We start from the raw sequence: 23,066 nt of genomic DNA on the forward strand, positions 1-23,066 counted from the left end.
AATAATTCCACTTGAACCAACGTAACCCAATCGTAACTATAAATAAAAAAATCGCCTTTAAATTTAATTAAAGGCGATTTTATGTACCCGGAGCCGGAGTCGAACCGGCACGGTTTCCCACAGGTGTTTGAGACCAGCGCGTCTACCAATTCCGCCATCCGGGCATTTGCTTTGTTAGCGGGCTGCAAATATAGGAACTACTTCTATAAATGCAAATTTTTAATTTAATTTTCTTCTTTTAGTTTTTTGTCAACGATAAATGGTGCAAAAGGAAGCAGTGAAGCAGCCCCAATCATAGCCGTTTTTTTGAAACTCCATTTATACTCCATCCAGGCCATAATTAAGATCACGATATACAGTACAAAAAGCAAACCGTGTGCCCAGCCAGTATATTTCACTGCAAGTGGCATATCAGCCCAGTATTTCAATGGCATTGCTATAAATAACAACAACAGGTAAGAGAGCCCTTCAGCTACAGCGATTTTTCTAAAAATGGATAATGTGTTCATAAAAATGGGTTTGATTCCAAAAATAGCTCAAACAAACATTGTAAAAAAGCCCTGTTGGGCTTTTTTACAATGCATTAACACCTATACGGCAGATTCTGCCTTTTTAATACTTTCCCGGATTCGGTATAAGTACTTATTGCGGTAATATAAATCTTTAATCGCAGTCAGGATGCGCAACTGAGCTTCCTTATCCTTGTTTTCAAATGAAGTCGTTAGGGAAGCGATCTGATCACTTAAGCCCTTTTCTATTTCATCCACCTCTACTTTTAAAGCCGCTAAACGTTCGGCATCCGGATCAAACTGCAAATCCATCAGTGCCTCATTCACGTCCATCATCTCCATTAGAAAAGACTGGGGAAGCGAATAATTTTCACCCTCGATCAACTGTCCTTTTAAATCCAGGATATAATGCACTCTTTTTTGAGGGTCGCTTAATACCTGATACGCTTTATTGTTGATCGTACTTAATTCTAAAACTTCCGTCTGTTTCTCTTCCGATTCATTGATATAAAAATCAGGATGATACTTTTTGCTCAGCTCATAAAATTTACGCTTGATCTCTGCAGTATCCGGATGAAAAGTGACTGGTATTCCGTAAAACTCAAAGTAATCTACCATCGTCTTAAGGCTTGAAGAAGACTTTGAATAAATCATTCCCCAATACAAAAACCATCAAGGCCAACAACATGACGAAACCCACCATTTGTGCACGTTCCATAAATTTATCCCCCAATGGTTTTCCTTTTACCATCTCAATAAGCAGGAACACGACGTGTCCACCGTCCAAGGCAGGAATAGGTAATAGATTCATAAATGCCAACGCAATTGAAATAAAACCTGTTGAAGCCCAAAATCTAGCCCAGATCCACTCACCACCATAAACTTTACGTGCAATCTCTACAGGGCCTGAAAATGCTTTATTCGCATTGATTTTCCCAGTCAATACTTTCCAGATACCTTTGGCATTATCACTAAATGTCTTCCAAGCCTGGTCTACCCCAATTGGAAAAGCAGCAAGTAAACCATACTTAATGGTTTCTTGTTTAATCTCATTCGGGTTAAAAGCAAAGCCAATTGTACCGGCAGTATCCACAGGAATATTCAGGTCTAGTACTTTACCAGTACGATTGATCGTAAAATCAGTTAGCTTACCTTTGTTTTTCGCAATGGCTTCACGAACATCTATATCATTTTTTACCGGCTGTTTGTTAATGGCAATAATCTGATCTCCTTTTAATACTCCAGAATTTGCAGCTGGTTTCCCGGCAATCACACTATCTATTGTCGCCGTTCTCAATGGCACACGACTGATAAATGCCTCGATTCCCATATCAGAAACCTTATTCAAAATATTGTCAGGAACTTTAATATCTAAAGTTTTATTACCACGGACAATCGTTAAAGTTGTATTTCCAAGTAGTACTTTAGAACTAATCAATTCCTCAAAGCGGATAACTTTCTTCCCATTTACTGCAATCACACGGTCTCCTCTTTCCAATCCGATTTCCTTACCAATCTCCCCAGGATTAATTCCTACCAACACAGAACTGTTCGGAATATACGTTTCTCCATACTTAAAGGTCATCATCCAAAAGATGAAAATACCTACGATAATATTTACAATTACCCCACCTAACATTACAATGAGACGTTGCCAGGCAGGTTTCCCTCTGAATTCCCAGGGTTGAACAGGTTGTTTCAACTGCTCTGTATCCATCGATTCATCGATCATTCCTGCAATTTTCACGTAGCCACCTAAAGGCAACCATCCTATCCCGTATTCACAGTCGCCGCGCTTGAAGCTAAATAATTTGAAACCCCAGGCATCAAAAAACAAGTAAAACTTCTCTACTTTAATCCCAAAGGCACGTGCCGCCAGAAAATGTCCTAATTCGTGTAAAATCACTAGTATCGATAACCCTAAAAGCAACTGGGCCGCCATAATCAATCCGCTCATATCTTATATTAAATTTTTAATTTTGATTCGTTAATTTCTATTTTGTTACTAGTTGATTCGCAAATATACGTGTATGATGATCCGTTTCTAAATAATTATTCAGTCCTGGTTTCTCAATGAACCTGATATCTTCCATACACCTTTCAATCACATCACTCATTTCTAAAAAGCCTATTTTATCGTTTAAAAATGCGTTTACGACTACCTCATTTGCCGCATTGATGATACATGGCATATTCCCTCCTTTTCTCAAAGCAGTATAAGCCAGATCAAGATTTCTAAAGGTTTTATTATCCGCAGGGTAAAAGGTCAGTTCAGGGTATTCCAGAAAGTTAAAACGCTTAAAGTCCGTACTTATTCTCTCTGGGTATGCTAATGCGTAATGAATAGGTAATTTCATGTCAGGAACCCCCATTTGTGCCTTCATCGATCCATCCTTAAATTGTGCAATAGAATGAATGATCGACTGAGGATGAACAATTACATCAATCTGATCTACCTCCAGGTCAAACAACCATTTCGCTTCAATTACTTCCAGGCCTTTATTCATTAAAGAGGCAGAATCAATCGTGATTTTGGCTCCCATAACCCAATTGGGGTGTTTTAGCGCTTGTGATTTGGTTACACTGGCCAGGAAGCCTTGATCTTTTCCCCTAAATGGGCCACCAGATGCGGTCAGATAGATCTTTTCCAGCGAATCATTTCCCTCACCTACCAGGCATTGGAAAATCGCAGAATGCTCTGAATCCACAGGAATAATACTTACTCCGTGTTTTTTAGCTAGTTTGGTGATCAGATCACCAGCTACAACCAAAGTTTCTTTGTTCGCCAGTGCAATGTCTTTTCCCGCCTCAATCGCAGCAATGGTTGGTTTTAAACCTGCTGAACCGACTACTGCGGTAAGCACCAGATCAACTTCTGTTAAAGCGGCAGCTTCACATAAACCCTCTTCTCCCGCCGAAACCCGAATTGCCGTGCCAGCCAGGGCAGATTTTACACTTAAAAATTGACTTTCATCACCAATTACCACAAGGGCAGGTTGGAATGTTAAAGCCTGACTAATGAGTAAATCTGCGTTGCATTGAGCCGTTAATGCCAAAACTTTGTATAATCCAGGATTTGCCTGAACCACAGCTAAGGCCTGCGTGCCTACAGATCCTGTAGACCCAAGTATTGCTATATTCTTCAATTAAAATTCTCCCTGTTCTTCGTCTTCTTGACGAATTGTAAAACTACTTAAAACCTCTGCAATCTTCCTGTCATTTGATAAACGCGGGACTTTATTTTGTCCACCTAATTTACCTTCGGCCCTCATATAGTTCACAAAAGCGTCTTTTTGAAGGGAACGAATGATTAAAGGTTGTAATATTTTGCCTTCAATTAGGTCAAAATAGTAAATATTCTTCTTTTGTAAAGCCTTGTCTACCTTTTTACTAAATGCAAGTAGATCTTCAGGCTCGACAGTAAATTCAACAAACCACTCATGATAAGGCAATTCTCCATGTGGTGTGTTTACTTGTGGCGCCACTGTAAATTCGGTAATGCCTACCCCCTCTTCGTTTGCTACCGTTAAAAGTGCATGCTCTACCTCTTCTCCTATCACATGCTCACCAAAAGCAGAAATAAAGTGCTTGATCCTTCCCGTAACCATGATTTTGTAAGGGTCTTTGGAAACAAACTTAATGGTATCACCAATACTATAGCCCCACAAACCAGCATTGGTATTTAGTATTAAAGCATAATTCTTTTCCAGTTCAACCTCAGCTAAACTTAAACGCGTAGGATTTTCATTGTAATATTCATCAGCTGGAACGAACTCATAAAAGATTCCTGCCTTTGCCAATAGCAACAGACTTTTATCTTTTTGGCTATCCTGATATGCGATAAATCCTTCTGATGCCGGGTAAGTTTCTATGGCATCAATTTTTCTACCGATGCTTTCTTCAATTTTAGAGCGGTATGGTTCGTAATTCACTCCTCCATAAACAAAAAGGCTGAAGTCAGGAAAAATATCCTTGATCTTCTTACCTCCGGATTTTTCACTCAGCTTATCAAAATACATTTGTACCCATGGCGGAATGCCCGAGATCAAAGTCATGTTTTCATGAATAGTTTCCTCAACGATCGCATCTACTTTCTCCTCCCAATCTTCAATGCAATTGGTTTTATAAGATGGAAGTCTGTTTTTTTGTAAATATTTAGGCACAAGATGCGCCACAATTCCAGACAACCTACCTACATTAATGCCATTTTTCCTGGTCATCACAGGACTTCCCTGCAGGAAAATCATCTTTCCATTGATGAACTTCACATTACCCGTCTCATGAATATAGGTTAATAGTGCGTTTCTTGCGGCCTTAATATGTTCAGGCATCGATTCTTTGGAAATAGGAATGTATTTTACGCCTGAAGTAGTGCCGGAAGTTTTAGCGAAATATTGTGGTTTTCCCTTCCACATCACATGGGCTTCACCTGCCACTACACGATCAATATAAGGCCTCAAGGCCTCATAATCCCTTAATGGAACCCTTTTCTTGAAGTCTTCATAACTATGGATTTCCCCGAAATGATGGTCCTTACCAAAAGCTGTATTTTTCGCGGAATCAATGAGCTGTGCGAGAATTGTTTGTTGCGCAGTTACTGCATTTTTTTTCCATTTATTGATGCCTCTGACTACCAGGGCAGCAAACGGTTTACTTAATGCCGCTTTTAATCCCATAAATTATTTTTAAACGATGTTGTGTAAAATATCAGGATGTTCGTCTCCTTTATATTCTTTTACCATTCTACGGTAAGCAACAGTAACTAATGCTGTAGAGAATGGTACGACAATAAAGGAACTAAAAATAGCTGTAAATAAAGAAACGTAAGAGTAAATCTCGTAGTTGAAGATTAAGCTGATCAATTGAAAACCACTTACAACAACGATATAGAAAAACCCGAATACAATCGCCTGGATCAATACAAAACCACCAAAAATAAATAGCAGCTTAATGAAGTTTCCTTTGGTAGTGGCCAGACTCAGTTTAATGGATTCAAAGGGGTGTACATGTTTATCAATGATAAAGAAGGGAAAGAAAATTATCCTGATGAAAGTGAAAAAGATGCTTAAAATTGCAATTGCGACTGCAATATTAACGATCACCTTCCCTGCAGCAGTAAAATTCCCAATCAATCCCTGGCTCACTGCAAACTTTAAAATCAGGTCCAAAACGTACAATACAGGCAATAACAGGATACCTACAAGAAAAATACTAATCCCAAAATATAGTGTACCAACTAAGAAACGAATGATTTCCGTTCTCGTTGGTAAAGTTTCAATGATCTGAATATCCATGTCGTCTTCTTTATCCAGCAGGTGGAAAATATATTTCAGCAAGGAAAGGTTAACTATACAATACAATAGCACAAAGATCAATAGCATCACTACCCTCACCCCTGTAGGGAGTTCACCCATAAAAAAGGCCATAAAAGTAGAAGTGGAAACGGTTATAAAAACCAGAAAACATAGGGTGGCAATAGAGAAATAATGATCACGCGTAACGATCCAGGCCTGCATGATCACATCCTTCACCGTAAACGTACTCTCCTTTAAAAAATTTATCATGGTTGTTTAAATACTACACGCTTAAAAAAATCCTGCATAAACCCTAACCCATAAGCAGTGAGTTGGATGAATGATGCAATGATACTAAAAAAAGCAACTTTTAAAGATTTGTTGACTTGCCAGGAATGAAAAAAGATCATCACAAAGTATAGCAACAGTATAAAGTTACCGATAAAAGCCAATGGTGGCCAAATGATATTCATCAATAAAGTGAAGATCACAAAACAAGTAAAAGCTGCTGGAAAAAAATGTACAATTTTCAATTCCGAAGGGAAATGTTTATAGATATTGATCCTTGCTCTTCCAAAAAAATGAAGCTGTTTATAAAATTGTCCGAAGCTGGTTCTACGCTTATGAAAAACTTTTGCCGCAGGGATCAGGCCAATTTTAAAGCCACTTTCATGAATTCGGATACTGTACTCAATATCCTCCCCTAAGCGGGTCAGGATAAATCCACCTACTTTTTCCCATACTTCCCTGGAAACGCCCATATTAAAGCTTCTTGGATGAAATTGGCCGATGTGCTTCTTATTTCCCCTGATGCCTCCGGTAGTAAATGGCGAAGTCATTGCGTAACTAATCGCTTTTTGTACTGGGGTAAAAGTTTCATGCGCGGCATCCGGACCACCATAGGCATCCAGATGGTGTTCAAAAAGGTAGTTTTTAACCGTTTCCAGGTAATCATCAGGAATCAGACAATCTGAATCAAAAATTACAAAGTAATCACCTTTGGCACGCTCAAAACCATAGTTTCTTGCAAAACCTTGTCCTGCATTCGGTTTAAAGAAATATTTAATATCCAGCTGATTTTCGTATTTCGCTACAATTGCTTTCGCATCATTCGTAGATCCGTCCTCTATCACCAATACCTCAAACTGAGGATAGCTCTGCTGTGTTAAAGTCTCCAACAACTCATCAATTTCCTGCGGACGGTTGTATAGAGGAATAATTATTGAAAAAAACATGTATTAAGAGATTTCCTTTTCAATCAGATAAGCATTTCTTTCAGGTGCGTTTCTGGTCACCAGTTCTGCCACAAATCCAGTAAGAAAAAGTTGAGAACCCAAAATAATAGCCACTAAAGCAATATAGAATAAGGGCTGGTCCGTCACTTCCCTTTTATAAGGGATCAACATCGCAATATGGTACAACTTTACACCGATCATCCATAAAGCCATTATCGTTCCTAAAAGGAAACTCAATACGCCTAATGAACCAAAAAAGTGCATAGGTCTTTTACCAAACTTACCTACAAAGAAGATGGACAATAAATCCAAAAAACCATTGATAAATCTGCTCAATCCGAATTTAGTAACGCCATATTTTCTGGCTCTATGCTCTACGACCTGCTCACCAATCTTTTTGAAACCTGCCCATTTGGCTATTACGGGGATATAACGATGCATTTCTCCGTAAACTTCAATGGTTTTGACTACTTCTTTACGGTACGCTTTTAAACCACAATTAAAATCGTTCAACTGAATACCAGACATTTTTCTGGTCGCCGCATTGAATAATTTTGTAGGAATAGTTTTTGAAATCGGATCGTAACGTTTTTTCTTCCAACCGGAGATGATGTCCAGCTTTTCCTCTTTGATCCTACGGAATAATTCCGGAATTTCATCAGGGCTGTCTTGTAAATCCGCATCCATTGTGATGATCACATCACCCTGGGCTGCTTCGAAAGCAACATTGAGTGCTGCTGATTTACCATAATTCCTCCTGAATTTAATGCCTTTCACCGCATCAAACTGAGTTTTCAAATCTTCAATCACCGCCCAGGAAGTATCTGTACTGCCATCGTCCACAAACAGGATTTCGTAAGAGAAGTTATTCGCTTCCATTACTTTAGCAATCCAGGAAGTTAACTCCGGAAGTGACTCTTCTTCATTATATAAAGGAACTACAATAGAAATATCCATGACTTAATAACGTGCTAAAAAAAAGCAACGTGCAAATTTCATCAAATAAAATGACAAAATTGCACGTTGTATACTTATAAATACATAGGTTAAATTACGCTAATCTATGTCCAATGGTCTTTCCTTTTTGAAAACTGCTGCTCCAATCAGACTTGCAACCAAACCAATAATGGTATAAGTAATTGCAGTTCCAAAACCAACAAACAGTCCCATATAAGGGCGCATCATTTCTACGCCTTTAACCTTTTGTTCATCGCCATCTGCCTGCTCAATTGCAGCAGAAAGCAATTCATCAGTCGCCGATTTATCCACAAAATAATAAATGACCTGAACCAGGAACAGCAACAATCCAGCATAAGCAGCCACTTTGAATCCCGCAGAAAAACCACGATTAAAGCTCATGTATCCACCCAATTCTTTTTTATGATTGGACTGCACATACACGATGGCCAAAAAGAAAGGTACATAAGACAATAACTGACTAACGATCTTAGAACCCGTAGACAAATTCGTATTCGCAGGACTGATGTTTAGAAACTTAAAAACAAAAATCAATACAAAGAAGTAAACTGCGAAAGCAATAGCCGCTTGAAAGGCCAATTTGTTTGGTTTCTTTTCTAACTCAATTAAGTTTTGGTGCATATATTAAGGTTTAAGTATTAGTTCTTGTTAAAATTAGCAATTAACGTATAAACTGCAACGTCAAATTCCTTATTAGGGCTAAATTCCTGTAAATCTTTGATTACTTCTTCACTTTCTTTTGGCTGGTGGAAGAAACACATGAAAGGAATAAATAAATCTTCCATTTCTTCACCTAATTCAATCATGCCCACGTGGCTGCAAATATCTTCTACACTACTTTCCACCAGGTTTTGGTTGGTGATCAGATCTTCATAGATATGAAACTCGTCCTGGAATTCATCCTCTTCAACCAATAAGAATTCTTTAAGGAAATCGCCAAGCTCCGGCTTAATGCGCTCATCATGACATTCATTGATGTACAACAACAGGTTTAAAAGTTCCGTACCACGATCGATGGTTTCTTCTTCAATATCTGCCCACTCATCTGTTTCCAGGTAATCTTCTTCTAATTTTTTTACATCATTAGCGAAGAAATTAATCATTAACAAATCGAAGAAAACCTCTCTTAATTCCTCAAATGCTGGGTATTCATCAAATACCTCATCAAATTCTTCTACTTTTTCAAGGAAGCCAAGGTCTTTACTGAATACTTCGATCAGGCCCTCTTCTAATTTGATGGAATCTATTCCAGATACCGCGGCAAATTTATCTAACGACGCAATTAGCGCTGTTCTTACATGATTATCCATATTGTATTTGTTTGTTGTTATATACCAGTTGAACTTTACCGGTTAATTTTTTATTTAAAAGCGGTGAATTCGCCGATTTTGATTGATTGTTTGTGGCATTGTATTCCCATTCCTGTGTTGGATGATATACGGTGAAATTCGCAATCTCATTTTCTGCGATCACAGGAACTGCAAGATTTAACAATTTACGTGGGTTAATGGCTAGCTTTTCTGCAATTTGTGTAGCGTCCAATCCAGCCTTAAGCATCAAAGGTAATACAGTTTGCAAGGCGATGATACCATAGGCAGCAATTTCAAACTCTACCGCCTTAAATTCTATTTCCTGAGGACGGTGTTGAGAACATACCGCATCAATGGTCCCGTCTTTTAAACCGTTAATTAAAGCTTTTACATCTGATTTTCCGCGCAAGGGTGGCTTTACCTTATAATTGCTATCGAAGTCATTCAATAGCTCTTCTGTAAATACCAGATGGTGCGCAGCAACATCACAGCTAATCTTTAAGCCATCCTTTTTAGCTTTTTTAATCAATGCGACAGAACCTGCAGTGGAGATATTACTGATGTGTAAGGGAGCTTCATGGTAAGTAGCCAGGAAAATATCTCTGCTGATGTGCATCTCTTCTGCTAATGCAGGAACGCCCTTCATCCCCAGTAAAACGCTGGTTTTACTTTCATGAATCTGTGATTTTCCGGAGATGGATTTATTTTCCGGGTGCACCATCATCAGTCCGTTAAAGCCTTTAACGTATTGCAAAGCCCGGCTCATGAATCCATCATCACAAATCGCCTTATTGCCATCAGAAAAAGCAACAGCACCTGCCTGTTGCATATCATACATTTCCGCGAGTTCTTTGCCTTCCAAATCACGACTAACTGCCCCTATTGGTAATACGTCTACCAGATTTCCAGCTGCTTTGTTGATGATATAAGCAATTTCGCCTTTAGAATGAACTATAGGTTTGGTATGTGGCAAAACAGCCAATCCTGTAAAACCTCCAGCCATAGCAGCTCGTGTTCCAGTTTCAATATCTTCTTTGGTTTCAAAACCAGGATCTCCTATAGAGCAGTTCAGGTCAAAAAATCCTGGTGATAATATGGCACCTGCTCCGTCAAACACTTCTTCCTTACCGGAAGAATGCAGGTTACTGCCAATAGCAGTAATCTTGCCCTGTTCTACACGTACATCACAAGTTTTTTGATGGAACTGGCTATTTGGGTCGGCAATGGTTACCCCAGTGATGAGAAGATTCATGTTTTTTGTATGTTTTTTGTTTTATTAAAAAATCGGATCAATAGTATTTCGATGGCTAAAAAAACAACAGCCAAAATTAGGCAAAGTTTCCATAACTCTATACTGCTATTTTTCGCCTGTATATTCAACGACAAGGCATCTTTCTGTGAATTGTGCAGCGCAATCTGTTGTCTGCCGAATAAATCCTTCAAGTTTTGATCACTCGCGTAACTCATATCGGACTCTTTTCTGTCATCATTAAAGGCCAATACCGCGAGCACTGAATCTGTTCTCTTCAGATCGTAAAAACCGGACTTCTTCACCTGATCTGCAATGTATAGCAGAGTTTGCCCGGGTGTTTGACGGATTTCCGGAATCACCTCAGTTCCATCAGCTGATTTTAACAATAGTGATTGATTGGCGCCAACGCTTATTTTTTGCTGGGCTAATAAATCATCTTTTCCGGAAGTATAGTACATTGGTTGTTCTTTAGCACTGCTAAAAGCAACTTTGAACAACAGCGGCACAAAAACCGGATGTCTGGATAAGTTTCCATCTTCCGTTGTCAAAGTGCTGGCCGACAAATATATTTTGCCAGACCCCAATGGGTATCTGGCAAAAAGACTTTGGTTTAAAGGCAATTGAAGAATACGCTCTCTCCCTCCTGTACTTCTTTCCAGATAACTGAAATATCTGTTTACTACAGGAAGATCCATATTTGCAGGAACCTGATCAAATACATCCCTAAACAATGGATCTTTAAGGTCGATGCTACTGGTTACAGGACTACCAGCATTTAATTGCTTAACTGCTGGCAAGGTCAGTGCCGTTAAAAAAGAAGTATAAACTCTGGCACCAGCGTCCAGATCCGGAAAAATCACTAAACTCCCTCCTTTTTGCACAAAGCTTTTAAGCTGTTGTGCCAATCCTGAGGAAGGTTGCTTTAAACCGTTAAGAACAATCAGACTATATTCCGGGAAGCTCGAATATTTGATATTTGCCTCCGTCATTTCCGTCAGTTTAAAATACGGATCAGCTGCAAATAATGATTTTAAGAATTGTTGTGTAGGATCTCCTGAGATACTTAGCACTTTCATTTCGTTATTTACAGGGAAACTAAAATTCAATTCATCATCAAAAGTGATGGGAAAATCTTTAATACTCAACACCCCTTTCTGCCATCCTTGATTTAAACCGCTAAAAGCTAATGTATCTTTAATCGATTTCCCGGCGGGGACTTTAACATTGCTGATTGCCTTTTGTTGCTGATTGATGAGAAGCTTCAATGGAACATCTACCGCATCTTCCGAACTATAATTATGAAGCTGCACGACCAATTGTTCTGCTTGCTTAGGTTGATGAACCGGGGATAAACTCCAGACACTATCGACTGCTATATTTGGAAGCGCATTCGCGTTCAATTTAATGAAGGAATACCTGATCAACGAATCAGATTTAATTTTTTCCCTGCCGGTAAAATTTTGCTGAAAATCTGAAAGCAGGTAAGCGATTTGATTTTTCCTGGAATCCCCCTCCTGGTTTAGCCTATTGACAATCTGCTGCAAGGTCCTGCTGGCTGGAGATATTTTCACATCTTCCAGCATCTGAACAAAAGCTTCCTTATTTAATCTTCGCTGATGTTTTCCTTCAAAGTCATTAGTAAGCAACTGAAACTGGTCGTTCAACTCGTAAGCCGCAGCAATTTCTTTCGCCTTACGCTTGGCCTCATCCAATAAATTCCCCTCCTTATTTACCGTTTCCATACTATAGGAATTATCGATATAAACACTAATCAGGTTTCCTTTTTTAGGGTCTGCTCCAGTATCCAGTGGAATATATGGCCTTGCAAAGGCAAATACCAGGAAGATGATCGCGAGAATTCTACAGCACAATACCAATAAATGGAGAAACTTATCCCTGGAAGAATTCTGCTCTTTCGCTTCCTTAAGAAACTGTACATTACTAAAATATACCTTCTTAAATTTTCTAAAATTAAATAAGTGAATTACAATAGGAATGGCTATTGCCAGCAGTGCGAAAAGAAAACCTGGGTATAGGAAATTCATTAAAAACCAAAGGTAGAACTTTTACATGAATTTCCTCATAGCTGACCATAAAGTTTCATCCAAACCATAAACATCTGCTCTATATTGCATTGAACCATTCTCTGACCAGGCAGTAATATAATTGATAATCAATGGCACCTGTTTTTTTGTTCCAAACCAGGTTGGTTTTAGCTTAAATAAATTAACAGTATCTGCTTTCTTTGCCAGTTTTTTGCGATAGAGTGCCATTTTAGTCGTATCCAATGGTGGAAGGTTAACTTCCATTCTAAGCTGATCATAACGGCTTTTATCCTTCACCAGATTTTCTGCAAATTCTAAAGGTTTTTCGACGCGGATACAACCGTGACTGATTGCACGGTTGGCTCTTGTAAAACCACTCTTATTATTGGTATCGTGTAGGTAAATACTGGAACCATTATCGAAGATAAATTTAAACTTACCCAAAGCATTACCATCACCGGATCCCTGTTTAAACTGATAAGGCAGTTTTTCTCTGGAATAATTACTCCATTGAATGGTATCGGGTTCGCCAATCAACTTCCCATTTCTGTACACATTGATATTACTATTAGAAAGATAATAAGGGTCTTTCCTTGCCATCCAGTAGATCTCATTTCTGGCAATACTCACCGGAATATTCCAGATTGGATTTACCTGGATAGAATTTAGTTTACTATATAAAATGGGCGTTTCATGGTTTTTAGGTTTATCATCCAGGTTACCGCTTTTCGCGTATCTGGCAATTTTTTCTGCATATTCATCCTCCCTCTTTCCTCCTACACATACTTTCATGTGGCTTACTGTATCCTCTTTATTGAACCAGGTCAATGAAAAATCTGGTATATTTACCTCTACATATTCATTTCCCATCTCTGGCATCTGCCACCTCAAACGTTCCATATTTACCAGAATCGTTTTTGCCTGATCACTTTTACCTAAACCAGCTTGTTTTAAACTGGCTAGTTTGGCTTGCATTGCTAAATACTGCTTAGAACGAGGTTGGATTTCTTTAAGTAAAGCCTGAATATCTTTTGTAGCCAAAACTTTAGAAATGCTTAAGCTATCCGGGCGCTTTATAGGAACATAATAACGGGAAAACAATTTGCGTGGATTCACACTTCCATAGCTCACAAAATTATCATACTTGGTTAAGCTTTCCGCAGCATTCAACTCTAGATCTGCAATCACCGGATAAACCTCCTGGATCGATTTAAATTTATTAGCAGAAAGCGCCTGTAAAGCTTTTTTCAATTCTTCCAATCGGAAAAGTTCAGGGTTATAACCATGCGCATCAACTCTCGTAATATAAGCAGTCAGCGTATCTAAACCTCCATTTATGAAAAACTGTGAGACTAAACGTGGTTCTTCCTCATGGCTTGCATAAAAATTTTCAATAGTATTCGGATTGGTCAATTTTCCCTTTAAAGCATCAAAGCGTTGCTTAAAGACTACATTATATTCAGTAGTATCAAAATCTTTGTAGAGTTTGTTATCAAAATGTTTAGATAGCAATAAACCAATTTCAGGGGTATCTTTAAACCAGGAACAGGCGTTTAACAGTAAACAGAACGGTAATAAAAGGAACAGAACTTTTTTCAATGTGGTATTTTTTTTACAAAACTAGACGTTAAATGTCATTATCAAATGGAATTAGGCAAATTAAATGCCATATATATTTTGTTTTATGCTTTCAATCTATATATTTGCAGTTCCACAGCATGCTAATACTTGTTGATTAAGGACTTAAAAATAATTATGACTCAAATTTTGAACCATCACTTACATTTACACCATCGCCTGTCGGCGATGTATATGTAATGTTTTGTACTTCAAAACTTGTTTCCGAAATATTTTCTTGTCCAATACTCAATAAATTCAATCTAGCATAATCATTGAAAACACTTAAAATAGCTATCCAGAAGTCTGGTAGATTAAACGAAAAATCTGTAGAAATTCTTAAAAATTGTGGTTTATCATTCGAAAACTACAAAAGCTCACTAATCTCTACCGTTACCAATTTTCCATTAGAAATTCTCTTCCTAAGAGACGATGATATTCCAGAATATGTTCAGGATGGTATTGCCGACATAGGTATTGTAGGTGAAAATGTGATTGTAGAATCCGGTGCAGAGGTCTCTTATCTTCAAAGACTTGGATTCGGAAAATGCACTTTAAAAATTGCTATTCCCAATGAAAGTCGGATTACCGAGATTGCACAATTAGAAGGTAAAGCCATTGCCACTTCTTACCCGGTAATTTTAGAAAAATACCTGAAAGAAAATCATGTTAATGCTGAAGTGAGAACCATTTCTGGTTCTGTAGAAATCGGACCTGGTTTAGGTTTGAGTGACGCCATTTGTGATATTGTTTCTACTGGAGGTACATTAAAAAGTAATGGACTAAAACCATTCTCAGAAGTAATGAAATCTGAAGCCATTCTGATTGGAAGCAAAGGCTCAGACCTACTCCCTGAAGTACAGGAACTTTTACAAAGAATCCTTTCTGTATTGCGTGCTAAAGAAACCAAATATGTGGTATTAAATGTGGCTAAAGTCAATTTAAAGAAAGTAGTCGATTTATTACCAGGTGTAAAAAGTCCGACAGTTGTTCCTTTATTTGATGAAGAATGGGTTGCTGTTCATTCAGTAATCGCAGAACACGATTTTTGGGAAAAGATCAACAGCCTGAAAGCTGCAGGTGCGCAAGGAATTGTAGTCATGCCAATAGAGAAAATCATCGCCTAAGTTTCACTTAAAAAACAACACATTGAAAACCTACAGTTATAAAGAGTTGAGTAAAGAAGAGATCACTAAACTCTGCTTAAGACAACTCGAAGATGATAGTAGTATCCTGGATCGTGTAACTCAGATTGTTGAAGAGGTAAAAACACGCGGAGATGCTGCATTAGTAGCCTATGCAAATCAGTTTGATCAGGTTTCCTTAACAAAATTATACCTGTCGGAAGCAGAGATTGAAAGCATTGCAGCAAAGATTCCAGCAGCAGAAAAAGCAGCAATTGATACTGCTTATGCCAACATACATACCTTTCATGCGGCACAAGCCCATACAGAATCAAAATTGGAAACCATGCCTGGCGTTACTTGCTGGCGGGAAAGCAGAGCGATCAGCCGCGTAGGTCTGTATATTCCTGGAGGATCAGCGGTTTTACCCAGCACCTTTCTGATGCTCGGTATTCCTGCCGTATTGGCTGGATGTAAAGATATCGTGGTCTGCTCCCCTCCTCAAAAAGATGGAAAGACCAATTGCTACCTTGCTTATTGTGCTTTAAAGCTTGGCATCAAAAGAATTTATATGATTGGCGGCGCTCAAGCTATTGCTGCAATGGCTTATGGAACGGAAAGTGTACCTAAAGTCTATAAGATTTTTGGACCGGGCAACCGTTATGTAACTCAGGCCAAACAGCTGATTCAGTCGAGCAGTATGACGGCTATAGATATGCCAGCTGGTCCCTCAGAAGTTTTAATAATTGCTGATGAAAGTGCAAATCCGGCATTTATTGCCTCCGATTTACTCGCCCAGGCAGAACATGGTGCCGATAGTCAGGCAATTTTAGTTGCTACTTCTCAGCGCATTATTACCGAAACATTAAAACAAATCGAGGCCCAGATTGCTGTACTTCCTAGAAAAGAAGTCACAGAGAAAGCAATCGCCAATTCATATGTTGTATTGGTGGACAATCTGGAAGAGGCCATGGAATTTAGCAATGAATATGCTCCGGAGCACCTGATATTAGCTACGGCTAAGTTTGAACAACTCATCCCTTTAATTGAGAATGCCGGATCTGTGTTTCTAGGTAATCTTACTCCGGAAAGTGCGGGTGATTATGCCTCCGGAACCAATCACACCTTACCTACCAGTGGCTTTGCAAAAGCATACTCTGGGGTATCTCTCGATTCATTTCTAAAAAAAATAACCTTTCAGCACATCACAGCACAAGGTTTAGAAAATATTGGCAGCACAGTTGAAGTGTTGGCCGCTGCAGAAGGTCTGCAAGCACACAAAAATGCAATCACTATTCGTTTAAAATCATAAAGATGGATATCAATAACTTACAAAGAGAAAATATCAAAAACCTGAGACCATATTCAACCGCCAGAGACGAATATAAAGGCCAGGCCAGTGTATATTTAGATGCAAATGAGAATGGATATGGTTCTCCTTTGGATGTCAACTTTAACAGATACCCTGATCCATTACAATTGGACCTTAAAGATGCGCTAAGTAAAATCAAGGGTGTCCCAATTGAAAATACTTTCCTGGGCAATGGTAGTGATGAAGCCATCGATTTATTATTCCGTGCTTTTTGCGAACCCGGAAAAGACAATGTGATTATTCTTCCACCAACTTATGGAATGTATCAGGTTTCCGCTCAGATCAATAATGTAGAGACCAGAAAAGTCAATCTTTTACCCAACTACCAATTGGACCTGGAGAAAATAGCAGAAGCAATTGATGAAAATACAAAATTAATCTTCATTTGCTCTCCAAATAATCCAACTGGAAATTCTATTATCCGCACGGATATTGAAACAGTACTGGCTAATTTCAATGGCTTGGTCATCATTGATGAGGCCTATATCAATTATGCCAAACAACGTACCTTTATTAAGGAACTGACGGAATACCCGAACCTGGTAGTCTTACAAACCTTTTCTAAAGCTTGGGGCCTTGCTGCTTTGCGATTAGGCATGGCCTTTGCAGCCCGTCCGGTGATCGATATCCTAAATAAGGTAAAACCTCCTTATAATATCAATCAAGCCACACAAGACCTTGCTTTAAAAGCACTGGAAAACATTGCACAGGTAAACGAATGGATCAAACTTACCGTTGCTGAAAGGGAAAACCTAAGCGAAGCTTTAAGGACTTTAGCAATCGTTAAAAAAGTTCATGCCTCTGACGCGAATTTCATACTAATTGAAGTGATTGATGCGTTGAAAACTTATGATGCCTTAGTCGAACAGGGTATTATTGTCAGGGATCGTTCTAAAGTAACATTATGTGAAGGCTGCCTACGAATCACCATTGGAACTCCACAAGAAAACGAAATCCTCCTAGCGGCCTTAAAAGCGCTGAATTCTTAATCAAACATGAAACCATTATAGCATACTAATGAAAAAAGTACTATTTATTGACAGAGATGGCACGCTCATTAATGAACCACCTGATGAACAAATCGACTCTTTTGAAAAACTGGAATTCTATCCAAGAGCTCTATATTATCTTTCAAAAATAGCTAAAGAGCTGGATTACGAATTGGTCATGGTAACCAATCAGGATGGACTAGGCACAGATGCTCATCCGGAAGCCAACTTCTGGCCCGTGCACAACTTTGTGATGAACACCTTCGCCAATGAAGGTGTAGTTTTCGATGAAGTGATCATCGATAAAACTTTTGCCCATGAAAATGCACCAACACGAAAACCTAACATCGGTTTATTACAGCATTTTTTAAGTCCTGATTATGATCTTGAAAACTCTTTTGTAATCGGTGACCGCATCAATGATATTATACTAGCAAAAAATTTAGGCGCAAAGGCCATTTGGATTTGCAACAATCTACAATTAGGTGCGAATGAAAATTTAGAAAAGATAGAGGCACTTCATGATGATATCGCCTTAAAAACCCAAAATTGGGAAAATATTTACACCATGCTGAAAGCCGGAAGCCGGACAATTCACCATGAAAGAAACACCAATGAAACCAAGATCAGCATAGACATTGACTTGGATGGGACTGGGAAAGCAGAAATATCTACAGGATTAAACTTCTTTGACCACATGTTGGATCAAATTGCCCGCCATGGAAGTATTGACCTGAAAATTAAGACGAATGGCGACCTACATATCGACGAGCACCATACTATTGAAGATACAGGAATCGCCCTTGGTGAAGCATTTTCAAAAGCAATTGGCAATAAATTAGGACTGGAACGCTATGGCTTCTGCCTGCCTATGGACGATTGTTTAGCACAGGTAGCTATTGATTTTGGTGGCAGAAACTGGATCGTTTGGGATGCAGATTTTAAACGTGAGAAAGTTGGAGATATGCCAACAGAAATGTTTTATCACTTCTTCAAATCCTTCAGTGATGCCGCAAAATGCAACCTGAATATTAAAGCTGAAGGCGACAATGAACATCATAAAATTGAAGCTATATTTAAAGCATTTGCAAAAGCTATAAAAATGGCCATTAAACGCGATGCAGAAAAGTTAGTCTTACCAAGTACTAAAGGCGTATTGTAATGATTGGAATTGTAAATTACGGAGCAGGTAATATCTTTTCGCTGACTTCAGCATTAGAAAGACAGCACCTGAACTACGGCATGGTCGACAGGGAAGCAGATTTGGATAAATATACCCATATCATTATCCCCGGAGTAGGCCATGCAGCTGCTGCAATGCAAAAACTGGAACAAACCGGATTGGTAGCGCCAATTAAAAACCTTAAAAAACCAGTATTAGGCATTTGCGTAGGCATGCAACTGCTTACCAATCATTCTGAAGAAGGAGATTCCAGTTTAATGGGTATTTTTCCTTTAAAAACCTGCTTATTCGACAAAAATAATGGTATTAAAATCCCTCACATGGGTTGGAATAATATCGAACATAAAAACAATCCTTTATTTGAGGGAGTAGCGAATGGTGCACAATTTTACTTTGTTCATTCTTACTTTATTGAATATAACCCTATTTTTGATATTGCCACTGCGAATTATGGCACGCCATTTTCTGCAGCTATACAAAAAGATAATTTCTACGGCGTTCAGTTCCACCCGGAAAAATCCGGTGCCGCCGGAGAACATATATTAAAGAATTTCTCAACCTTAACACAATAAAATGTACATAATACCTGCTATTGATATTTTAGATGGAAAAGTAGTTCGCCTTAGAGAAGGTGACTATAACCAGAAAACTGAATATGACGTTTCCATCGCCGAAATGATCGAGACTTACCGTTCTAACGGTACAGAATTCATACATATTATTGACTTAAACGGTGCAAAAGGAGATTTCAGTAACCAAAAAGCATTGTTTGAAATCATCAGTAAAACAGATATGCGTGTACAATACGGAGGCGGAATCCGCACAATTCAACAGGTTACAGACCTATTGGATGCAGGAGTTCACCGCGTAATTGTTGGTACACAAGCCATCACCAACCCAGATTTCCTTGCAGAATTAAGTCAGGAAGTAGGCAAAAAATATGATTATGCCAACAGAATCGTTATCGCAATTGACGTATTGGATGAAGTCATTAAATATTCCGGATGGATGGAAAGCTCACCTGTAAAATTAATGGATTATGTAGATAAATGCCTGCAATTGGGCTTTTTCAGATTCCTATGTACAGACATCAACAAAGATGGTAAATTAGGAGGCGCTGCCGTAGATCTTTATAAAAAACTATTGGAACACTCTCCATTTATTAAGCTAATTGCTTCGGGTGGCGTAAGTTCTATGGCTGACATTGAAGAACTCGCTAAATTAGACGTTAGATCGGTAGTTGTAGGTAAAGCTATTTATGAAAATAGAATTACTATCGAAGAGATTAAAGAATGGAATTTAAAGCAAATGACTTCTCTTTAAGCTATGCTAAGTAAGCGTATCATTCCCTGCCTGGATGTTAAAGATGGCAGGACAGTAAAGGGAGTTAATTTTGTAGACCTAAAAGATGCCGGAGATCCGGTAGAACTGGCCTGGCAATATGCACAGCAAGGTGCTGATGAACTTGTATTTCTAGACATTACCGCTACCCATGAGCGACGTAAAACGATGATAGAAATGGTAAAATCAGTGGCCCGTCAGCTGAACATTCCTTTTACCATTGGTGGGGGAATTACGACCATTCAGGATGCAGAAGCCTTGCTAAATGCAGGAGCCGATAAAATTAGTATCAATTCTGCTGCCGTTAAAAATCCTGTTTTGATTGAAGAACTCGCGGCCGCATTTGGTGTTCAGTTTGTAGTGGTTGCCGTAGACACCAAATTCGTGGAAGGCAAAAACCGTGTTCACCTTAATGGCGGCAGACTCATCACTGAACTAGAAACTGAAAACTGGATCCGTCAGGCAGAAAGTATGGGTGCCGGGGAGATTCTACTGACCTCAATGGACCATGATGGCACAAAACAAGGTTTTGATTGCGGTTTATTGAATACCATTTCACAAATGATCAACATTCCTGTGATTGCCTCAGGAGGTGCTGGAAAAATGGAACATTTCATTGAAGTCTTTGAAAAAACAGGTGTAGACGCCGCTCTTGCGGCTTCGGTATTTCATTTCGGTGAGATTCCTATACCCGACCTGAAACAAAAATTAAAATACCACAATATACCTGTAAGGTTATGAATATAGATTTTGAAAAAACAGAGGGACTGGTTCCTGTGATCATTCAGGACGACCAGACGCTGGAAGTTTTAATGTTGGGTTACATGAACCAGGAAGCCTGGACAAAAACACAGGAAGAAGGGAAAGTTACCTTCTTTTCCAGGTCTAAAAACCGCCTATGGACCAAAGGTGAAGAGAGTGGTCATTTCCTTTTCGTGAAAGATACACATATTGATTGCGATCGCGATACCATTTTGATTAAAGCCAGTCCGGTAGGCCCAACCTGTCATACCGGAAGCAGAAGCTGCTTTAAAACAGATTACAATCAAAACTTCCTCTTTGAATTAGAAAGCATTATTTCTCAGAGGTATGAAAACCCTTCCGAAGAATCCTATGTTAACAAACTCCGCGAAAAAGGGCTGAACAAGATTGCACAAAAAGTAGGTGAAGAAGGTGTTGAGACCGTAATTGCCGCCCTGAATGAAACGGATGAAGATTTTGTCAATGAAAGTTCTGACCTTATTTTCCACCTTTTAGTCCTGTTAAAAGAAAAAGGAAAAAGCTTAACAGAGATCGCACAAAATCTGGAAAAAAGACACCGTAAATAGAAATTAAAATTACCGATTAAAATATCATGCTGAAACATTTTCATACCCTTAACGGACACCAGAATCCAATCTACGCCTTAGCTAACGCACCTGAAAAAAATACTTTTTTCAGTGCTGGAAACGACAAGGGCGTCGTAAAATGGTCTCTGGAAACGATGGGTTTTGTAAAAGTTCTTGTGCCAGTGCAAAGTTCAGTCTATGCTTTGCACTGCTTCGGCAACCTATTATTCATTGCACAACGCAGTGGCTCAATCCTGGTTTTTAACCTGGATGAGGAAAAGGTAATTGCTACTTTAAGTTTTCACCAGAAAGGAGTATTTGATCTAAAAACCATCAGCCATAAGAATGAGCTGATCAGCACAGGAGAAGACGGCATGCTTGCTGTATGGTCATTAGCAGATTTTTCTTTATTGTACCATTTCAAGGTGATTCCACAAACAGTCAGAGTAATCGCCTTGAGTAAAGATCAAAAGCAAATGGCATTAGGAGGGAAAGATGGTATCATCAGGATCTATAATTCTGAGGATTATAGCTTACTCCATCAACTCAACAGCCATACGTTACCCATCACCTCTTTACAATATGCTCCTACTGGAGATTACCTGATTTCTGGAAGCAGAGATGCACAGTTAAAAATATGGAGTCTTCCAGACTATGAACTCATCAATAGCATCGCTGCACATATGTTCAGTATTTATGCGATTGCATTTCATCCTACACAACCTTATTACGCCACCTGCAGCCAGGATAAAGGCATAAAAATATGGGGCAGCCAGGATTTTAGGCTTTACAAAATCTTAAGTTTGGAAAAAAACACAGAAGGTCATTCCCATTCCATCAATAAATTGATTTGGAGTACGGATGGAGCCTACCTGATTTCGACTGGTGACGACCGACAAGTCATGGTCTGGAAATTTAACTAACAGGTTATCAGAACACTGCCATTTACTTTTAAAAAACTAAGGAAAGAAAAGTAAGAATGTTTAAATTGGTATAAAATAGTACCGATCATGGCAAAAGAACATCAATATAAAACCGCAGTTATCTGGACAGGAAATAAAGGTTCAGGAACAATGGACTATCGCTCTTATGACAGAAGCTATGTGATTTCCGTTGAGCATAAAGCAGACATTGCCGGCTCTTCAGATTCGGCCTTTTTAGGCGACAAAACCAAGCATAACCCAGAGGACTTACTCGTCTCTTCATTGTCCTCGTGTCATATGCTCTGGTACCTTCATCTCTGCTCCCAAAATGATATTATTGTGATGGATTACAAAGACAATGCTGTTGGTACAATGCTAGAGAATGCAGACGGTAGTGGCCATTTTTCAGAAGTGACCTTATATCCAGTAGTTACCATTACCAGAGCTGAAGATCAGGATAAGGCAAACGCATTGCATGAACAAGCGCACAAAATGTGTTTCATCGCCAATTCCTGCAATTTCCCGGTTAAATGTGAGCCAAGCTGTATTGTTGAAGGCAATTAATA

The 23,066-nt window shown here is 38.9% G+C and carries 23 protein-coding genes and 1 tRNA gene; 10 read left to right on the forward strand and 14 right to left on the reverse strand.

Annotation, left to right across the window (positions count from 1 at the left end):
- Positions 1–84: 84 nt before the first annotated feature.
- From R2Q94_RS10365 to R2Q94_RS10430, 14 genes are all read right to left on the reverse strand, one after another.
- Positions 85–164, reverse strand: a tRNA-Leu gene (locus R2Q94_RS10365).
- 60 nt (positions 165–224) lie between these two features.
- The gene (locus tag R2Q94_RS10370; RefSeq protein ID WP_316821385.1) at positions 225–509 is read right to left on the reverse strand and encodes a DUF3817 domain-containing protein; all 285 of its coding nucleotides are present in this window, start codon (positions 507–509) and stop codon (positions 225–227) included.
- Between the two features lie 81 nt (positions 510–590).
- Complete coding sequence (gene hscB / locus R2Q94_RS10375; RefSeq protein ID WP_316821386.1) at positions 591–1,127, reverse strand: Fe-S protein assembly co-chaperone HscB; 537 nt, start codon at positions 1,125–1,127, stop codon at positions 591–593.
- Positions 1,128–1,131: 4 nt separating this feature from the next.
- Positions 1,132–2,466, reverse strand: a complete 1,335-nt coding sequence (gene rseP / locus R2Q94_RS10380) for an RIP metalloprotease RseP (protein ID WP_316821387.1) — start codon at positions 2,464–2,466, stop codon at positions 1,132–1,134.
- A 37-nt stretch (positions 2,467–2,503) separates the two neighbouring features.
- Entirely contained in the window at positions 2,504–3,655 is a 1,152-nt protein-coding gene (locus R2Q94_RS10385) for a 1-deoxy-D-xylulose-5-phosphate reductoisomerase (RefSeq protein WP_316821388.1), read from the reverse strand.
- Complete coding sequence (locus tag R2Q94_RS10390) at positions 3,656–5,185, reverse strand: GH3 auxin-responsive promoter family protein (protein WP_316821389.1); 1,530 nt, start codon at positions 5,183–5,185, stop codon at positions 3,656–3,658. It abuts the gene before it with no gap.
- A gap of 9 nt (positions 5,186–5,194) precedes the next feature.
- A complete protein-coding gene (locus R2Q94_RS10395; protein WP_316821390.1) occupies positions 5,195–6,073 on the reverse strand; it encodes a hypothetical protein in 879 nt (292 codons plus the stop codon).
- A complete protein-coding gene (locus R2Q94_RS10400; protein WP_316821392.1) occupies positions 6,070–7,038 on the reverse strand; it encodes a glycosyltransferase in 969 nt (322 codons plus the stop codon). Before R2Q94_RS10400 ends, R2Q94_RS10395 begins: the two co-directional genes overlap by 4 nt.
- Before the next feature lie 3 nt (positions 7,039–7,041).
- Positions 7,042–7,995, reverse strand: a complete 954-nt coding sequence (locus tag R2Q94_RS10405) for a glycosyltransferase family 2 protein (protein ID WP_316821393.1) — start codon at positions 7,993–7,995, stop codon at positions 7,042–7,044.
- A 99-nt stretch (positions 7,996–8,094) separates the two neighbouring features.
- Positions 8,095–8,637, reverse strand: a complete 543-nt coding sequence (locus R2Q94_RS10410; RefSeq protein ID WP_316821394.1) for a DUF4199 domain-containing protein — start codon at positions 8,635–8,637, stop codon at positions 8,095–8,097.
- 17 nt (positions 8,638–8,654) lie between these two features.
- Positions 8,655–9,326 (reverse strand): hypothetical protein, encoded by a 672-nt coding sequence (locus R2Q94_RS10415; protein ID WP_316821395.1) that lies wholly within the window; start codon positions 9,324–9,326, stop codon positions 8,655–8,657.
- Entirely contained in the window at positions 9,319–10,578 is a 1,260-nt protein-coding gene (locus R2Q94_RS10420; protein WP_316821396.1) for a dihydroorotase, read from the reverse strand. Before R2Q94_RS10420 ends, R2Q94_RS10415 begins: the two co-directional genes overlap by 8 nt.
- Positions 10,575–12,623: a BatA domain-containing protein gene (locus tag R2Q94_RS10425; RefSeq protein WP_316821397.1), complete on the reverse strand. Its 2,049-nt coding sequence runs from the start codon at positions 12,621–12,623 to the stop codon at positions 10,575–10,577. Before R2Q94_RS10425 ends, R2Q94_RS10420 begins: the two co-directional genes overlap by 4 nt.
- A 21-nt stretch (positions 12,624–12,644) precedes the next feature.
- Positions 12,645–14,222 (reverse strand): L,D-transpeptidase family protein, encoded by a 1,578-nt coding sequence (locus tag R2Q94_RS10430; protein WP_316821398.1) that lies wholly within the window; start codon positions 14,220–14,222, stop codon positions 12,645–12,647.
- Between the two features lie 293 nt (positions 14,223–14,515).
- Here R2Q94_RS10430 and hisG point away from each other — a divergent pair, with 293 nt between their 5' ends.
- The 10 genes from hisG (at position 14,516) to R2Q94_RS10480 (ending at position 23,064) form a co-directional block, all read left to right on the forward strand.
- A complete protein-coding gene (gene hisG, locus R2Q94_RS10435) occupies positions 14,516–15,367 on the forward strand; it encodes an ATP phosphoribosyltransferase (RefSeq protein ID WP_316821399.1) in 852 nt (283 codons plus the stop codon).
- A 22-nt stretch (positions 15,368–15,389) separates the two neighbouring features.
- On the forward strand, positions 15,390–16,676 hold the full coding sequence (gene hisD, locus R2Q94_RS10440) for a histidinol dehydrogenase (RefSeq protein ID WP_316821400.1): 1,287 nt from the start codon (positions 15,390–15,392) through the stop codon (positions 16,674–16,676).
- A 2-nt stretch (positions 16,677–16,678) separates the two neighbouring features.
- Positions 16,679–17,725 carry a histidinol-phosphate transaminase gene (hisC, locus tag R2Q94_RS10445; RefSeq protein ID WP_316821401.1) on the forward strand — a complete coding sequence of 349 codons (1,047 nt, stop codon included), beginning with the start codon at positions 16,679–16,681 and terminating at the stop codon, positions 17,723–17,725.
- 28 nt (positions 17,726–17,753) lie between these two features.
- Entirely contained in the window at positions 17,754–18,887 is a 1,134-nt protein-coding gene (hisB, locus tag R2Q94_RS10450) for a bifunctional histidinol-phosphatase/imidazoleglycerol-phosphate dehydratase HisB (protein ID WP_316821402.1), read from the forward strand.
- Positions 18,887–19,480, forward strand: coding sequence for an imidazole glycerol phosphate synthase subunit HisH (gene hisH, locus R2Q94_RS10455; protein WP_316821403.1), 594 nt, complete (start codon positions 18,887–18,889; stop codon positions 19,478–19,480). The genes hisB and hisH overlap by 1 nt, the downstream gene beginning before the upstream one ends.
- 1 nt (position 19,481) lies before the next feature.
- A complete protein-coding gene (gene hisA, locus R2Q94_RS10460) occupies positions 19,482–20,231 on the forward strand; it encodes a 1-(5-phosphoribosyl)-5-[(5-phosphoribosylamino)methylideneamino]imidazole-4-carboxamide isomerase (RefSeq protein ID WP_316821404.1) in 750 nt (249 codons plus the stop codon).
- Positions 20,232–20,234: 3 nt separating this feature from the next.
- Complete coding sequence (gene hisF / locus R2Q94_RS10465; protein WP_316821405.1) at positions 20,235–20,990, forward strand: imidazole glycerol phosphate synthase subunit HisF; 756 nt, start codon at positions 20,235–20,237, stop codon at positions 20,988–20,990.
- Positions 20,987–21,577 (forward strand): bifunctional phosphoribosyl-AMP cyclohydrolase/phosphoribosyl-ATP diphosphatase HisIE, encoded by a 591-nt coding sequence (hisIE, locus tag R2Q94_RS10470; protein WP_316821406.1) that lies wholly within the window; start codon positions 20,987–20,989, stop codon positions 21,575–21,577. The genes hisF and hisIE overlap by 4 nt, the downstream gene beginning before the upstream one ends.
- Before the next feature lie 26 nt (positions 21,578–21,603).
- On the forward strand, positions 21,604–22,500 hold the full coding sequence (locus tag R2Q94_RS10475; protein ID WP_316821407.1) for a WD40 repeat domain-containing protein: 897 nt from the start codon (positions 21,604–21,606) through the stop codon (positions 22,498–22,500).
- An 87-nt stretch (positions 22,501–22,587) separates the two neighbouring features.
- Positions 22,588–23,064: an OsmC family protein gene (locus R2Q94_RS10480; RefSeq protein WP_316821408.1), complete on the forward strand. Its 477-nt coding sequence runs from the start codon at positions 22,588–22,590 to the stop codon at positions 23,062–23,064.
- The last annotated feature ends 2 nt before the right edge of the window (positions 23,065–23,066 follow it).

The sequence above is a fragment of the Pedobacter gandavensis genome (assembly GCF_032678465.1).
Lineage (GTDB): Bacteria > Bacteroidota > Bacteroidia > Sphingobacteriales > Sphingobacteriaceae > Pedobacter > Pedobacter gandavensis_B.

What these genes read in the sequence shown, in the direction of transcription:
- hisIE (WP_316821406.1), top strand. Translation starts at nt 20,987, where the DNA reads ATGAATATAGATTTTGAAAAAACAGAGGGACTGGTTCCTGTGATCATT.
- hisH (WP_316821403.1), top strand. Translation starts at nt 18,887, where the DNA reads ATGATTGGAATTGTAAATTACGGAGCAGGTAATATCTTTTCGCTGACT.
- R2Q94_RS10425 (WP_316821397.1), bottom strand. Translation starts at nt 12,623, where the DNA reads ATGAATTTCCTATACCCAGGTTTTCTTTTCGCACTGCTGGCAATAGCC.
- hisA (WP_316821404.1), top strand. Translation starts at nt 19,482, where the DNA reads ATGTACATAATACCTGCTATTGATATTTTAGATGGAAAAGTAGTTCGC.
- R2Q94_RS10420 (WP_316821396.1), bottom strand. Translation starts at nt 10,578, where the DNA reads ATGAATCTTCTCATCACTGGGGTAACCATTGCCGACCCAAATAGCCAG.
- R2Q94_RS10370 (WP_316821385.1), bottom strand. Translation starts at nt 509, where the DNA reads ATGAACACATTATCCATTTTTAGAAAAATCGCTGTAGCTGAAGGGCTC.
- R2Q94_RS10405 (WP_316821393.1), bottom strand. Translation starts at nt 7,995, where the DNA reads ATGGATATTTCTATTGTAGTTCCTTTATATAATGAAGAAGAGTCACTT.
- R2Q94_RS10410 (WP_316821394.1), bottom strand. Translation starts at nt 8,637, where the DNA reads ATGCACCAAAACTTAATTGAGTTAGAAAAGAAACCAAACAAATTGGCC.
- R2Q94_RS10395 (WP_316821390.1), bottom strand. Translation starts at nt 6,073, where the DNA reads ATGATAAATTTTTTAAAGGAGAGTACGTTTACGGTGAAGGATGTGATC.
- R2Q94_RS10480 (WP_316821408.1), top strand. Translation starts at nt 22,588, where the DNA reads ATGGCAAAAGAACATCAATATAAAACCGCAGTTATCTGGACAGGAAAT.
- hisF (WP_316821405.1), top strand. Translation starts at nt 20,235, where the DNA reads ATGCTAAGTAAGCGTATCATTCCCTGCCTGGATGTTAAAGATGGCAGG.
- R2Q94_RS10390 (WP_316821389.1), bottom strand. Translation starts at nt 5,185, where the DNA reads ATGGGATTAAAAGCGGCATTAAGTAAACCGTTTGCTGCCCTGGTAGTC.
- rseP (WP_316821387.1), bottom strand. Translation starts at nt 2,466, where the DNA reads ATGAGCGGATTGATTATGGCGGCCCAGTTGCTTTTAGGGTTATCGATA.
- hscB (WP_316821386.1), bottom strand. Translation starts at nt 1,127, where the DNA reads ATGGTAGATTACTTTGAGTTTTACGGAATACCAGTCACTTTTCATCCG.
- R2Q94_RS10475 (WP_316821407.1), top strand. Translation starts at nt 21,604, where the DNA reads ATGCTGAAACATTTTCATACCCTTAACGGACACCAGAATCCAATCTAC.
- R2Q94_RS10415 (WP_316821395.1), bottom strand. Translation starts at nt 9,326, where the DNA reads ATGGATAATCATGTAAGAACAGCGCTAATTGCGTCGTTAGATAAATTT.
- hisB (WP_316821402.1), top strand. Translation starts at nt 17,754, where the DNA reads ATGAAAAAAGTACTATTTATTGACAGAGATGGCACGCTCATTAATGAA.
- R2Q94_RS10400 (WP_316821392.1), bottom strand. Translation starts at nt 7,038, where the DNA reads ATGTTTTTTTCAATAATTATTCCTCTATACAACCGTCCGCAGGAAATT.
- hisC (WP_316821401.1), top strand. Translation starts at nt 16,679, where the DNA reads ATGGATATCAATAACTTACAAAGAGAAAATATCAAAAACCTGAGACCA.